The 13,966-nt window shown below is 39.0% G+C and carries 12 protein-coding genes; 6 read left to right on the top strand and 6 right to left on the bottom strand.

The genetic code is table 11. From position 1 onward, the window contains the following. The first annotated feature begins 1 nt into the window (after window position 1). Genes kdsB through AC6I5C_RS11425 form a run of 4 tightly spaced genes read left to right on the top strand, consistent with a single transcriptional unit; the run spans window position 2 to window position 3,107 of the window. Window positions 2–730 carry a 3-deoxy-manno-octulosonate cytidylyltransferase gene (gene kdsB, locus AC6I5C_RS11440; RefSeq protein WP_497905269.1) on the top strand — a complete coding sequence of 243 codons (729 nt, stop codon included), beginning with the start codon at window positions 2–4 and terminating at the stop codon, window positions 728–730. A 24-nt stretch (window positions 731–754) separates the two neighbouring features. Beyond that, window positions 755–1,465 carry an HAD family hydrolase gene (locus AC6I5C_RS11435; protein ID WP_053978075.1) on the top strand — a complete coding sequence of 237 codons (711 nt, stop codon included), beginning with the start codon at window positions 755–757 and terminating at the stop codon, window positions 1,463–1,465. Window positions 1,466–1,474: 9 nt separating this feature from the next. Beyond that, window positions 1,475–2,557: an iron-containing alcohol dehydrogenase family protein gene (locus AC6I5C_RS11430; RefSeq protein WP_497905268.1), complete on the top strand. Its 1,083-nt coding sequence runs from the start codon at window positions 1,475–1,477 to the stop codon at window positions 2,555–2,557. Between the two features lies 1 nt (window position 2,558). Then, on the top strand, window positions 2,559–3,107 hold the full coding sequence (locus tag AC6I5C_RS11425) for a 1-acyl-sn-glycerol-3-phosphate acyltransferase (protein WP_053977705.1): 549 nt from the start codon (window positions 2,559–2,561) through the stop codon (window positions 3,105–3,107). A 73-nt stretch (window positions 3,108–3,180) separates the two neighbouring features. On the opposite strand, the gene AC6I5C_RS11420 is transcribed toward AC6I5C_RS11425, so the two are convergent. From AC6I5C_RS11420 to gcvT, 6 genes are all read right to left on the bottom strand, one after another. Continuing rightward, entirely contained in the window at window positions 3,181–5,772 is a 2,592-nt protein-coding gene (locus AC6I5C_RS11420) for a zinc-dependent metalloprotease (RefSeq protein WP_497905267.1), read from the bottom strand. 70 nt (window positions 5,773–5,842) lie between these two features. Next, window positions 5,843–7,333, bottom strand: a complete 1,491-nt coding sequence (locus AC6I5C_RS11415; protein WP_497905266.1) for a carboxypeptidase-like regulatory domain-containing protein — start codon at window positions 7,331–7,333, stop codon at window positions 5,843–5,845. Between the two features lie 107 nt (window positions 7,334–7,440). After that, window positions 7,441–8,160 carry a YebC/PmpR family DNA-binding transcriptional regulator gene (locus tag AC6I5C_RS11410; protein WP_076663931.1) on the bottom strand — a complete coding sequence of 240 codons (720 nt, stop codon included), beginning with the start codon at window positions 8,158–8,160 and terminating at the stop codon, window positions 7,441–7,443. A gap of 107 nt (window positions 8,161–8,267) precedes the next feature. Continuing rightward, entirely contained in the window at window positions 8,268–8,558 is a 291-nt protein-coding gene (locus AC6I5C_RS11405; RefSeq protein ID WP_053977709.1) for a 4a-hydroxytetrahydrobiopterin dehydratase, read from the bottom strand. A gap of 56 nt (window positions 8,559–8,614) precedes the next feature. Further along, window positions 8,615–9,448, bottom strand: coding sequence for a sugar nucleotide-binding protein (locus AC6I5C_RS11400; RefSeq protein ID WP_497905265.1), 834 nt, complete (start codon window positions 9,446–9,448; stop codon window positions 8,615–8,617). Between the two features lie 28 nt (window positions 9,449–9,476). Continuing rightward, window positions 9,477–10,559 carry a glycine cleavage system aminomethyltransferase GcvT gene (gcvT, locus tag AC6I5C_RS11395; RefSeq protein WP_497905264.1) on the bottom strand — a complete coding sequence of 361 codons (1,083 nt, stop codon included), beginning with the start codon at window positions 10,557–10,559 and terminating at the stop codon, window positions 9,477–9,479. Window positions 10,560–10,719: 160 nt separating this feature from the next. Here gcvT and AC6I5C_RS11390 point away from each other — a divergent pair, with 160 nt between their 5' ends. Both AC6I5C_RS11390 and AC6I5C_RS11385 read left to right on the top strand, forming a co-directional pair. After that, window positions 10,720–12,201, top strand: a complete 1,482-nt coding sequence (locus tag AC6I5C_RS11390; RefSeq protein ID WP_497905263.1) for an aminopeptidase P N-terminal domain-containing protein — start codon at window positions 10,720–10,722, stop codon at window positions 12,199–12,201. Window positions 12,202–12,325: 124 nt separating this feature from the next. Continuing rightward, a complete protein-coding gene (locus AC6I5C_RS11385) occupies window positions 12,326–13,963 on the top strand; it encodes an ABC-F family ATP-binding cassette domain-containing protein (protein WP_497905262.1) in 1,638 nt (545 codons plus the stop codon). Window positions 13,964–13,966 lie beyond the last annotated feature (3 nt).

Genomic DNA, 13,966 nt, shown 5'->3' with positions numbered 1-13,966 from the left:
TATGAAAATAATTTCCATGATTCCGGCACGTTATAGTGCCTCTAGATTTCCTGCTAAACTAATGCAGGATTTGGCCGGTAAAACGGTAATCCTTAGAACTTACGAAGCTACGGTGGCCACACAATTGTTTGACGATGTGTATGTGGTAACTGATAGCGATATCATTTATAATGAAATTGTAAGCCACGGAGGGAAAGCCATAATGAGCCAAAAGGAACATCAATCCGGTAGCGACAGGATAGCTGAGGCGGTAGCGGGTTTGGATGTGGATATTGTGGTAAACGTGCAGGGAGATGAACCTTTTACCGAAAGGGCGAGTCTGCAAAAAGTGATTGAAGTATTTAAAGAGGACCCAAACAAGGACATCGATTTGGCCTCGTTAATGGTGGAAATCAAGGATTGGGACGAAATTAGCAATCCAAATACAGTAAAAGTTATTGTAGACCAGCAGAATTTTGCCCTGTATTTTTCAAGAAGTCCTATTCCGTATCCAAGAGATAAGGAAGCGGGTGCAAGATATTTCAAGCATAAAGGAATTTATGCCTTTAGAAAACAGGCTTTGCTAGACTTTTATGAGTTACCGATGCAATTTTTGGAAGCTACAGAAAAGATTGAATGTATCAGGTATTTGGAATATGGGAAGAAAATAAAAATGGTAGAAACCAATGTGGAAGGTGTCGAAATTGATACGCCGGAAGACTTGGAACGCGCCAAGCAACTTTGGAAATAAATGATATTCTAAATTCGAAGACTTTTGAAGAATGAATACCAACATATAAAAGTGATAGGGTTTGACGCCGACGACACCTTGTGGGTGAACGAAACCTATTTCCGTGAAGCTGAATTGGAAGTGGCCAAATTATTGGCGCCTTACGAGACTGCCAATAAGATTGATCAGGAGCTGTTCAAAATGGAAATCAAAAACTTGCCGCTGTATGGTTATGGTGTGAAAGGCTTTGTATTGTCCATGGTTGAAATGGCTTTGGAACTTTCTAATAATTCGGTTTCAAATGCTACCATTTCCTCAATTTTGGATATCGGGAAGGACATGATCAACAAGCCTGTTGAGTTGTTGCACGGGGTAGAGGAAACCTTAAAAATATTATCACAGGATTACCGTTTGATATTGGTGACCAAAGGCGATTTGTTGGATCAGGAACGCAAGTTACAGAAGTCAGGACTCTTGAATTATTTCCACCATATTGAGGTAGTGAGTGAAAAGGAGGAGCGTGATTATTCCAAGTTGTTAAATCATTTGGATATCAAACCTTCAGAGTTTTTGATGGTCGGGAACTCTTTAAAATCAGATATTTTACCTTTGGTAAATCTGAAGGCAAAGGCCATACATGTTCCGTTTCATACCACATGGATTCATGAGCAGGTGTCTGAAACGGAAACAAAAGACAAAACATATAGAACAGTAAATAGTTTGCCTGAAATTATTCAGGTGTTGACTGAACAATAATAGAAATACATGAGTTTTAAAAATTATCCAATGGTATCTAGAGTGGTTTTTGGCCGCGGAAGTTTTGATCAATTGGAAGATATATTGGCCCCAAAGCGCATTAATTCAAAAGCCCCTTTCATTTTTTTGGTGGACGATGTGTTTGAAGGTAATGCTTGGATTACGGGAAGAATACCTTTGGCTTATGATGATAAGTTAATTTACATTTCTGCTGATGAGGAACCTAAAACATCCCAGGTAGATGAATTGGTTGAGAAAATTATTTTAGATCATAAAGATAGACCTTCGGGAATTATCGGTATTGGTGGGGGAACTATTTTGGACCTAGCCAAGGCTGTAGCCATTATGTTGACTAATGAAGGTGAAGCCAAGGATTACCAAGGTTGGGATTTGGTTAAAAATCCGGCCATTTACCATATGGGTATTCCAACCATTTCAGGGACAGGAGCCGAAGTATCCCGTACCACGGTTTTGACTGGTCCGGACAAAAAACTAGGAATCAATTCCGATCATACACCATTTGATCAGGTGATTTTAGATCCAGAACTTACCAAAGATGTCCCTACAGACCAATGGTTCTATACGGGTATGGATTGTTATATTCACTGTATTGAATCCTTAAATGGGACTTATCTCAATGCCTTTAGCCAAAGTTATGGAGAGAAGGCCTTGGAGCTTTGTAAGGAAATTTTTGTAGAGAACTCATTGAGTGATGAGGAAATGCAGGACAAGTTGATGATGGCCTCTTGGCATGGAGGAATGAGCATAGCCTATTCCCAAGTGGGGGTGGCACATGCTATGAGCTATGGTTTGGGGTATTTATTGGGAACCAAACACGGAATTGGTAACTGTATTGTATTTGATCATTTGGAAGAGTTTTATCCTGAAGGGGTGAAATTGTTCAAGAAAATGAAGAAAATCCACAATATTACTTTGCCTAAAGGTTTGTGTGCGAATCTGGAAGATTCAGAATTTGACACTATGATTGATGTGGCTATGAGTTTAGAGCCGCTTTGGGAAAATGCTGTTGGTAAAAATTGGAAGCAGACCATTACCAGAGAGCGTTTAAAGGAGTTGTATAAAAAGATGTAACATGCGTAGGCTGGCCAAATTCATTTATTTCCGAATCTTGGGCTGGAAGGTGGTTGGAAATGTTACGATGTCCAAGGATACGGTAAAAAAAGCAGTGCTTATTGCCGTACCACATACCAGTTGGCACGATTTCTACATTGGTGTATTGCTACGTCAGGTAGTGGGTATCAAATCCAATTTTATTGCCAAAAAGGAATTGTTTATGGGGCCTTTGGGTTGGTACATGAAGGCTATAGGAGGCGCACCAATTAATCGAGGAACCAACGAAAATAAAGTAGATGCCATTGCCCGAATTTTTAATAACAAAGAAGAATTTAGATTGGCATTGGCGCCAGAAGGGACACGTCAGAAGGTAGAAGAGTGGAAAACGGGATTTTACTATATCGCGAAGGCGGCAAATGTTCCCATCATTATGTTTACTTTGGATTTTGAAAACAAGCAGAATCTTATTTCGGAGCCTTTTTATCCTACAGATAATAAGGAAGCTGATTTTGAATACATGAAATCTTTTTTTAAAGGTGTGAAGGGGAAAATTCCTGAACTTTCCTAGAACTTCATTAAGTATATGAAATATAAAAGGCTATCCATTAGGATAGCCTTTTTCTTTATAAAGTTTTCAGCACTTATTTGATTTCTTTAAGGGCATTATCAACCAAGGTTATTAAATGCATTTTGTGTGCTTTTGTAGAGATATCTCCATAAGGAGCGGCCATAATTTTGATTCTGTTTAGGTTGTAAAGCGCCATAGATTTAGCGTTGTTGTCAAATCGGCTACTTTGTGTCCCTGTTAACATTTCAATCAACATTTTGGTGTATTCTACCTGTAAATTTTGACGGGTTGAAGATACATCTCCGTAGATGTCTGCCTTAAAAATGGCATTCGTCAAGTCTACCATAAAGGTTGACATTTTGTATTGGTTGCCATACATTTCAGAATCTGTAATTCTTTGTAACGTATTTGGGTGCAATAAATGATTTAATACATTTTTTTGGCTAGATAGAATTTGGTCGTGGATTTTGACATCCTCAGGACCTCTAAAGAAATTCTGTCCTCTTCGTTTGCTTGCCAAATAATTGTAAAGTTCGCTTGGTGCAGTGAAGGCATCTGGAGCAAATACATATTTGTCTAAAGCATCCATCGCGCGTTTTTGGTCTTCCAAACTCACCGGGGTATACGGTTGTGTAGCGCCTTCTTGACCAATCATGGCGCGGTCTACATACACACCGCCAATATACCTTGAAATCACACCGGCAGCACCAGCTTCCTGTCTGATTAAATTATTATAGGCGCGTTTTAAATCGTCATAAGAATTTCCTTTATTGGAAAACTTGATGCGGATATTGTCCATTAGGTCTCTGGAAAGTTCAATAGTATTGATGGCATATTGAATAGCATCGCTAGACATGTCACCTACATTTACTCTAGGATCGATAGCTTTTCCAGGACTGCGCATGTCATCGGCATCGTTTCCAAAAACAAGTTCAGGTCTTGTAGACATGTTTAAAAGGGCTTCGTGATCAGCCTTTGATTTGAACGGAGTATATCCCAATTGAATGGCCCAAACATCGTAAGGTCCAACAGCGGTATCATAATATTGCCCTTGAGTGGCAGGATCTTTACTTAAGTTGATAGGGGCATAATCCATTACAGATCCAGTTAAACATTTTCCTTTTGTGAATTCTGGGTCAGCCAATTGCTCAGGTGAATATACCTGACTCGCTTTCATGTTATGGTTCAATCCTAAAGTATGTCCAACTTCGTGCATGATTAAAGCTTTCATGGCTTCTTTTTTCATACGGGCCATTTCCAAATCGGAAGCATTATAAGCTTGCAACATGGTATTTCCAAACATTAGGTTTTCATGAACCACATGCCCCATAGAACAGTACATCGGATTGTTTTTTGAGAATTGTTCAGCTTCCATGTTTGTCATTCCCTGAGCATTGCCATAAAGCTTATCGTAAAATACTCTGTTGGTAAAGTGTAGGTATTCCAACATGATATCGGCTCCTAAAATTTCACCTGTTTTTGGGTTAGCGAAGCTAGGTCCGTACCCACCAAATCTTGGAGCACTTGATGAAGCCCATCTCAATACGTTGTAATTGATATCTCCGGCGTCCCATTCGGCATCATCTGGTTGGAATTTTACCTGAACAGCATTTAGGAATCCTGCTTTTTCAAAAGCTTCGTTCCAAGCCAAAACACCTTCCATAATGGTTTCTCTCCATTCTAAAGGCGTGGTATTTTCAATCCACCATGTAATTGGTTTTACAGGTTCGGATAAATCGGCAGCTGGATTTTTCTTTACCAAGTTCCAACGGTGAATTAAGTCTCTATAAGCTGTTGTTCCTGTAGAGGTTTGATCGTCTACTTGAGTTGTGAAATACCCAACCCTAGGATCGTCAAAACGAATTTCATAATCGTTTTCAGGCATTTCAATCAAACTGTGGTAAACTTCAATGCTTACGTTTCTACCATCGGCAATGGCATCCGATCCACCGTTAAGAACAGAGGTATTGGAATACACATACTCCACAGCCAAATCGGTATTGTTTGGATAACTTTTAATGTTTAGGATTTTGGATTTACCTTTGTCCAAATTCCCCAAAGTAAAGGCCATTGGTGATTGTCCCGGATATCTTGGAGGCTTAATTTGGGTAAAGGTTTCTTTTAAAAACAATTCGTCCGCATCAATTAAATAAAGACCTTTGGCACTGTCGTGAGCTTCAATTTTCAAACTGGCCAAAACCCCGTTACTGGTGTTGGCATCTTTGGCATTGGCCAAGGGACTACTAGGGTCGAAATAGAAGGACGTGTTTTGGGTTTCAAACTCAATATTGTTGAAATATTTCTTGATTTTAACCACTTTGGAATCGCCATAAGCACCTCTAAAGCTGTTGGCTTCCATAACTCCATCCATAACTTGTGAAAAATAGATAAATTCCTTGCCAATTTGGTCTTCAGAAATCAACATTTTAATAGAACCGGTAATCGTATCTTGATATACTGTAAAAAGGCCTTCCTTAGCGTTGGAGGTCTTGATAAGTTCTTGGATAGATTTTCCGTTACTGACAGGTTTTTGAACCGCTTCGGGGTAGTCTTTCGACTTCTTTTTTTTGTCTTTTCGCTGTGCTTCCATGCTCAAGGGAGCAAAAGCAAGCAAACCAGCCATCGCTGCGGTTAGGAGACGCGGCGAAGAGTAGTTACATTTCATATGCAGATTAAATTTAGTTCGGGCTGTAAGATAGGATAATTAATTGGAATCTTTTGCCTACTTCAAAGGACTATTCGGCTACCTTAAATGCCTTCATTTCGTTAAGTGGCTCCAATACATTGTAGTCGGCCCATATACTTGGGTCATACTGTTTTGGCGTTTCATAATTGACGTGTTTTTGTTCGGTAGTTTCTACATATTCTGCAGAGGAAATTGGTTTTTGCGACAAAAACAAAACTTCCAACCGTTCCTTAAAAATACCTTCTACCATAAATTCAAAGGAGACTTTGTTGCTTCTGTTGTCATTTTCGATAAACTTAAAAGGTCGGCTTATATAAAAATAACTATCGCTTTGTTCTGAGATGTATTTAGGATAATAAAAGTTGTCTGCACCTTTTTGATAGATCACAGAACCCGTGTGGCCTTGTTCAACATATTTGATCCCTAACAAAAGTTTTAAATTGAATTTTTCACCCACACGTCCTTTGTAGAAATGGTAATCGGCTTTAAGTACAGCAAAAGTTTCATTGGAAATGTAGAGCTTACCTTCATAGTCTGCAGAACTTCTTCTAGGCACAAAGGAAATGACATAAACCATTTCTGGACCAAGGAAGGTGACGTCGTCTAGAGTGTATTTGTAAAGTTTGGTTTCTAAAACAAAATTGAGGATGGAATGACTTTTAAAACCGTGGTGTTCCAAAGGACGTTTTACATTACCTTTTAATATGCCAATTGAATTTACGGTGTCTTTCATTTTGTCATTCCCTTCGGAAAGGGAAAGGGAGTCGGAAATTTTGAGCATGCCGGTTTTAATGGTATACACTTTGTCTTTATCCAAATGTTTTGAAATGATATCTTTTCCTTTATTCGCCAAAACCTCCAAAGATTGGCTGTTGTTCTTATCGAGAAGTCTAACGGCTTTTTCAATTTTAAGTTTGGTAGCGTTAGCATCCTTTATCAATAAATGGCCCACAAAATCGGTGTATTGCTTGGACTTGTTGTTTACCAAGGCTGTTTCCAATTCATTAAAGTCTTGGTTGAAGGCTTTGAGTTGTTTTTTTGAGAAGCCTGTGGACTTATCAATTTCAAAATTAACGTCTTTACCTTTTATAAATTCGGTTTTTCTGCTGAAGACTTCATAGTCCAAAAGGTCTGTTTTGTAGTTTTTTGACAGGTTTTTATTCACATAATAAAGAATGGAATCGACCGTGAGTTTTCGGTTGGTCAAGAATACTTCAGAAAGTTCATTGACCTGTTCTTTCAATATGTAATCTTTTGAAGAGAACTCTTCTACAAGCATTCCTAGTTTTTCAAAGCCCAAACAGGAAATATACACCGAATCCTTGGAGTTGAAACCATCTGTGCTAATAGAAAAGTTGCCTTCTTCATTGCTAATGGTGCCATGATGCTCTCCAATTTGGATGGTGGCAAAAGAAATGGGAGACTGTACTTCTGTCAATACCCGGCCCGAAACAATTTGAGCATTTAGGTGTTGGTTAAAAAGAATACCTACGAATAGTAGAAGTGTTAAGGATATCTTGGGAGTAGAAACTTTACTCATACGTTTTTTTTTACTTTAGAACGAATTTGATTGCGTTTTGTAACGTATGAATATAAAAAAACCTAAACATATGTTTAGGTTTTTGGATAATTTTTAAGAATCTTTTATTATTCGGCTTGTTCTTGCATTGTGTGGTACACGTTTTGAACATCGTCGTCTTCCTCAATCTTTTCCAAAAGCTTTTCTACGTCTGCAGCTTGCTCTGGTGTAAGCTCTTTGGTTACTTGTGGGATGCGTTCAAAACCTGAAGACAGGATTTCAATACCTCTAGATTCCAATTCAGCCTGAAGCGCTCCAAACGATTCAAAAGGAGCGTAAATAAGGATGCCATCTTCATCTACGAATACTTCTTCGGCACCAAAATCAATCAATTCAAGCTCTAGTTCTTCTGCATCCAAACCTTCACCGTTAATTCGGAAGTTACATGTGTGGTCAAACATAAAAACTACAGAACCTGAAGTTCCCAAGCTTCCATCGCATTTGTTAAAGTAACTTCTAATATTGGCTACAGTACGGGTGTTGTTATCGGTTGCGGTTTCTACCAAAATGGCAATACCATGAGGCGCGTAACCTTCAAAAAGAACTTCTTTAAAATCTCCAAGACTTTTGTCGGACGCGCGTTTAATAGCACGTTCCACATTGTCTTTTGGCATGTTTACTGCCTTGGCATTTTGGATGACTGCTCTAAGACGAGCATTACTATCGGGATCTGGTCCACCTTCTTTTACGGCCATTACAATGTCTTTACCAATACGTGTAAAGGCCTTACTCATTGCCGACCAACGTTTCATTTTACGTGCTTTACGAAATTCAAAAGCTCTTCCCATAGGATAAATATTATTAGTGTTTCGCTAATGCGAAAAATCTTGTGGTTTTAAATTGCATCGCAAATTTAGTAAAAAAGTGATGCTATAAAAATAAGGTTGGCAATTTCTTATTCCTGCACTTCAACAATGGTTTCTATGGCCTGCGCAAGTTCAAAATCTTTGTCTGTCACCCCCTTGGCACTGTGGGTAGACAATGAAATGGTTAGTACATTGTAAACGTTGGTCCAATTGGGGTGGTGGTTTAGGGCTTCGCACTCAAAAGCAATTCGGCTCATGGCGCTAAAACAGTCCTTAAAGTTGTCGAATTCAAATTCTACATGAATGGCATCATCGTAGTATTCCCAATCAGGAAAACGCAATAATTTTTTTTCGATGGCTTCTTGGGTTAATGGTTTCATAGAATATAAAATTGGTTACCCTTAAATTTAAAAAAATTATTGGAGGAAGCCCTGATTTATTTGTGAAGTTCTTCCAAAACCTGCGTGCTGGAAATTTGAAGATGCTTGGGCAATAAGTTGTATTTGGGCAAAACCGCCAAGTAACGGTCTTCATTAGTAGTGTAGACGCGTTTAAAGTTGATATTCTTGTAAGTTAGAAGTTGTACTACATCCTTGATGAATTCATCGTGGTGGACCAAATCTGTACTTCCTAAATGAAAAATCCCTGATTTGTTACGATTGATAATGTAGTGAAGTTGCTGAGTGACTTTATAGTCTGTAGTTACGTTCATGATGATGTTGGGGAACACTTCTACAGCGGTACCTTCACTAATATGCTGTTTAAGTTCTTTGATTCTGGGACATTGGGTGCCTAACACCATTGGTAAGCGTGCAATAACGACTTGTTTTTTTGGAAGTCGTATTAGCATGTTTTCAATTTTTATTTTGAAATGACCATAAATGCTATGGCTAAAAGTTTTGTCCAGTTCGTAACTAGGGAACTTACTATAAGCATCAAATACATTGGCAGAGGAAAGGAAAATGAGCTTACAGCCTTTATTTTCCAATAAATAATTGGCGATGTGCTGATGCGCCATGGTTTGGGCATGAAAGTCGCCACGAAGAGAAGAAATGATAATCGTTGGCCTAACAGCCTCAATGATTTCTATAACGTCATCTTCTTCCACATTATAGGGAAAAAAATGCGTATTATTCTCAAAGTCTCTTTTAGGAATGCGGTAGGTTCCAAAGGTTTTAAAATAGGAGCAAAGCTCTTTGTAAAGGGCATTGCCCAAAAAGCCGCTTGCTCCTAAAATTAAAATCCTATGTTTATTTGTGGCCTCCTGCATTAATTAACTAATTTGGGACAATCGTTTGCTAGCCTTTGTAAAACGGCAGCTTTACCACCGTTGCAGGAATGGCATTTTTTCTAATTTGAATGTGGATTTTGCTATCTACGCCTGCAAGAGCTGTAGGAACATAACCTAATCCAATTCCTTTTCCTAGTGAAGGCGACATAGTTCCAGAAGTAACTTGTCCAATCACATTGCCTTCTGCATCAACAATATCGTAACCTTGTCTTGGAATACCACGCTCGTCAAGTTCAAAAGCCACCAATTTACGTTTTACACCTTCTTCTTTTTGTTGTTTTAAAGCTTCGCTATTGGTGAAGTCTTTAGTGAATTTGGTAATCCATCCCAAACCTGCCTCAAGAGGAGAGGTTGTGTCATTGATATCGTTACCGTATAAACAGTATCCCATTTCTAAACGCAAAGTGTCGCGAGCAGCCAAACCAATTGGTTTGATACCATAGTCGGCACCTGCTTCAAATACTTTATCCCATACTTGTTGAACCTCGTCATTTTTGCAGTAAATTTCAAATCCACCGCTTCCTGTATATCCAGTTGCTGAAATGATGATGTTGTCAACACCAGCAAAGTCACCTACAACAAAGTTATAGAACTTAATTTCGGATAGATCATGGCTTGTAAGAGATTGCATAGCTTCTACGGCTTTGGGACCTTGTATAGCCAATAACGAATAATCGTCACTTAAATTGCGCATGTCAGCACCAACATCATTTTTGGAAGAAATCCAGTTCCAATCCTTTTCAATGTTGCTGGCATTCACTACCAATAAATAAGTTTCTTCCTTAAGTTGGTATATAATCAAATCGTCAACAATACCACCATCGTCATTTGGCATGCAACTGTATTGTGCCTTTCCGATTGCTAATTTGGAAGCATCGTTGCTGCTTACTTTTTGTATCAATTCCAAAGCGTGAGGCCCTTCAATCAAGAATTCGCCCATATGGCTTACATCAAAAACACCAACGGCTTTTCTAACGGTTTCATGTTCTATATTAACACCCTCATATTGTACGGGCATATTAAATCCTGCAAACGGAACCATTTTGGCGCCAAGTGCTTCATGAGTGGCTGTTAAGGCTGTATTTTTCATTTCTAAATTATATTGAATGTTGCGCAAAAGTAGAGAATTTTATCTGGTTTTGAGGAAAGGGCATCCCATAAAATGGGTTTAAAACTATGTTAAACAGAAAAGCAATGGATTGTACATTTAAGAATGTTATTATTTTTACACGCTAACAAATTTATAGTATATGAAATCTCTCGTTTTTATGGTGTTAAGTAGTCTGTTTTGTATAACGGTACAGGCTCAAAAAGATATTCCACAAGATTATTTGTCGGCTGAATTCCACAAGGAAAGAAGAGAGGCTTTGCGAGAGTCTATGCCAGAAAATAGTGTGGCTGTGTTTTTTGCCAATGCGGTAAGAAATCGTGCCAATGATGTGGATTACGTATACCACCAAGATCCTGATTTTTATTACCTCACGGGTTACAAGGAACCACATGCCGTTTTGGTCGTGTTTTCTGAAATGCAAACGGATGCGTCTGGAAATTCTTATAACGAAATCATCTATGTACAAGAACGAGATGCCAAGGCGGAGCAATGGAACGGCTATCGTTTGGGCGTAGAAGGGGCAAAGAAACAATTGGGATTTGAAAACGCTTTGAATGGAAAGGAATTTTTGGATTCAGGAATTGACTATGCCAGTTTTGATAGTGTTCTATTCAAACCATTTCAGGATGATTATAGAGATTCCAAAGGAGATAAAGCCGATTTGTTCGATTTGATCAAATCCTTTAAAAATCAAGTGCAATGGCAAAGCAATTTCAGTATTTCCCATACAGGTGAAAATCCAGAACTTCCTGATGAAGCTACCTTAAAAAATATGAACGTAAAAACAGATATTAAAACCTTGTCCAATTTAATGGCAGGGTTGCGTCAGATTAAAACAGAAGAAGAATTGGTATTGCTGACCAAAGCCATCCGAATTTCTGCTATGGGACAACGGGAAATTATGAAAGCGATGCACCCTGGAATGTCTGAAACCGAAATTCAAGGGGTTCATGAATACATTTACAAACGATATGGGAGCGAGTACGAGGGCTATCCGAGTATTGTAGGTGCTGGGCATAACGGCTGTGTGTTGCACTATATCGAAAATTCCAAAACCAAAGTTGGAAATGATTTGGTGTTGATGGATTTGGGGGCGGAGTACCATGGATACTCTGCAGATGTGACTAGAACTATCCCTGCCAATGGAAAATTTACCAAAGAACAAAAAGCAATTTACGATTTGGTATACAAGGCACAGGAGGCCGGTATTGCTGCATCCAAAGTTGGTAGTGGCTATAAAGCTCCTGACAAGGCGGCCAGAGATGTGGTTTACGAAGGACTTTTAAAATTGGGCATCACAAAATCATTGGAAGAAGGAAGGCAATATTTCCCTCATGGAACCTCACATTACTTAGGATTGGATGTTCATGACGCGGGACTTAGAGGCGATTTGGAAGCTAATATGGTGATTACCGTAGAACCAGGAATCTATATTCAGGATGGCAGTCCTTGCGATAAAAAATGGTGGGGGATTGCAGTGCGTATTGAGGACGATATTCTAATCACCGAAGACGGTCCTGTAAACCTTTCAGCGGAAGCACCTAGAACGTCTGAAGCTATTGAAGCTCTGATGAAAGAAGAGAGTCCATTTGGAACATTTAAGGTTCCTAGTTTGAACTAAAGACCCTCCAAAAGACAAGATATTTTAAGCTTATTGGGCAATGCAAATTAGGGGATTTGATTTTTCATAAAATCTTCCACAGCATTGCCCTTTTTAGTACCTTCGCGCCTTTAAAATTAAAACCATGATCTCAATAGATAATTTAGCAGTAGAATTTAACGGAACCACTTTATTTAAAGATGTTTCCTTTGTGATTAACCCCACCGATAAGATTGCCCTAATGGGAAAAAACGGAGCGGGAAAATCTACCATGATGAAAATTATCGCTGGTGCACAAAAAGCCACTAGAGGTCATGTGCGTAGCCCTAAAGATGCCGTGATTGCTTACTTGCCGCAGCATTTGTTGACTGAGGACAATTGTACAGTGTTTGAAGAGGCTGCTAAAGCATTTAAGCATGTGTTTGCTATGCGTGATGAAATGGATGCCTTGAACAAGGAATTGGAAACCAGAACCGATTATGAAAGTGAGGCATACATGAAGATTATTGAACGAGTTGCCGATCTTGGCGAGAAGTATTATGCTTTGGAGGAAGTGAACTATGATGCCGAGGTTGAAAAGGCTTTAAAGGGATTAGGGTTTAAGCAGGAAGATTTTAAAAGACAGACCAAAGAGTTTAGTGGTGGATGGCGTATGCGAATTGAGTTGGCTAAAATCCTGCTTCAAAAACCGGATTTGATTCTTTTGGATGAGCCTACCAACCATATCGATATTGAATCCGTGATTTGGTTAGAAGATTTCTTGGTGAATAAAGCTAATGCAGTGTTGGTTATTTCGCACGATAAAGCCTTTATCGATAATATTACCAACAGAACCATTGAGGTAACCATGGGCCGCATTTATGATTATAAGGCCAACTATTCCCATTACTTACAATTACGAGAAGAGCGACGTGCCCATCAATTGAAAGCGTATCAAGAACAGCAAAAGTTTATAGCCGATAATATGGCATTTATTGAGCGTTTTAAAGGAACGTTCTCCAAAACCAATCAAGTGGCTTCGCGAGAGCGTATGTTGGAAAAATTGGAAATTATTGAGGTGGATGAAATCGATACCTCAGCATTGAAATTACGTTTCCCTCCAGCGCCTCGTTCAGGGGATTATCCTGTAACGGTTAAGGAAGTATCCAAAGCTTATGGGGATAAAGCCGTGTTTCGAGATGCCAACATGTCCATTTCAAGAGGAGAGAAGGTGTGTTTTGTGGGACGAAATGGAGAAGGAAAGTCGACCATGATCAAGGCCATTTTAAATGAAATTGAAGTGGAGGGAACTTGTCAATTGGGACATAACGTAAAAGTGGGCTACTTTGCCCAAAACCAAGCGTCTTTATTAGATAATGAAATGACCATTTTCCAAACCGTGGATGAAGTAGCGCAAGGAGAAATTCGTACTCAAATAAAGAACATATTGGGACGTTTTATGTTCTCTGGGGATGATATCGATAAAAAAGTAGGCGTGCTTTCAGGAGGAGAGAAGACACGTTTGGCAATGGTAAAATTATTGTTGGAACCTGTGAACCTTTTGATTCTGGATGAGCCTACCAATCACTTGGATTTGAAATCTAAAGAGGTGTTGAAGGAAGCACTTTTGGACTTTGACGGCACATTGATTCTAGTATCCCACGATCGTGATTTCCTTCAAGGATTGTCTCAAAAAGTGTTTGAATTCAAGGATCAACGTGTGATAGAACATTTTGAAACCATCGATGCCTTTTTGGAACGCAATAGAATTGAAAGAATTGCCGATATTCAACTCATGAAATAAAAA

The sequence above is a fragment of the Mangrovimonas sp. sgz306409 genome (genome assembly GCF_059735265.1).
Note: the sequence above shows the minus strand (reverse complement) of the source record. Positions and strands in the feature narration are given on the sequence as shown.

Bases quoted from the DNA above. Each gene is read 5' to 3' on its own strand.
- AC6I5C_RS11430 (WP_497905268.1), top strand. From the start codon at position 1,475: ATGAGTTTTAAAAATTATCCAATGGTATCTAGAGTGGTTTTTGGCCGC.
- gcvT (WP_497905264.1), bottom strand. From the start codon at position 10,559: ATGAAAAATACAGCCTTAACAGCCACTCATGAAGCACTTGGCGCCAAA.
- AC6I5C_RS11385 (WP_497905262.1), top strand. From the start codon at position 12,326: ATGATCTCAATAGATAATTTAGCAGTAGAATTTAACGGAACCACTTTA.
- AC6I5C_RS11415 (WP_497905266.1), bottom strand. From the start codon at position 7,333: ATGAGTAAAGTTTCTACTCCCAAGATATCCTTAACACTTCTACTATTC.
- AC6I5C_RS11410 (WP_076663931.1), bottom strand. From the start codon at position 8,160: ATGGGAAGAGCTTTTGAATTTCGTAAAGCACGTAAAATGAAACGTTGG.
- AC6I5C_RS11400 (WP_497905265.1), bottom strand. From the start codon at position 9,448: ATGCAGGAGGCCACAAATAAACATAGGATTTTAATTTTAGGAGCAAGC.
- AC6I5C_RS11405 (WP_053977709.1), bottom strand. From the start codon at position 8,558: ATGAAACCATTAACCCAAGAAGCCATCGAAAAAAAATTATTGCGTTTT.
- kdsB (WP_497905269.1), top strand. From the start codon at position 2: ATGAAAATAATTTCCATGATTCCGGCACGTTATAGTGCCTCTAGATTT.
- AC6I5C_RS11420 (WP_497905267.1), bottom strand. From the start codon at position 5,772: ATGAAATGTAACTACTCTTCGCCGCGTCTCCTAACCGCAGCGATGGCT.
- AC6I5C_RS11425 (WP_053977705.1), top strand. From the start codon at position 2,559: ATGCGTAGGCTGGCCAAATTCATTTATTTCCGAATCTTGGGCTGGAAG.
- AC6I5C_RS11390 (WP_497905263.1), top strand. From the start codon at position 10,720: ATGAAATCTCTCGTTTTTATGGTGTTAAGTAGTCTGTTTTGTATAACG.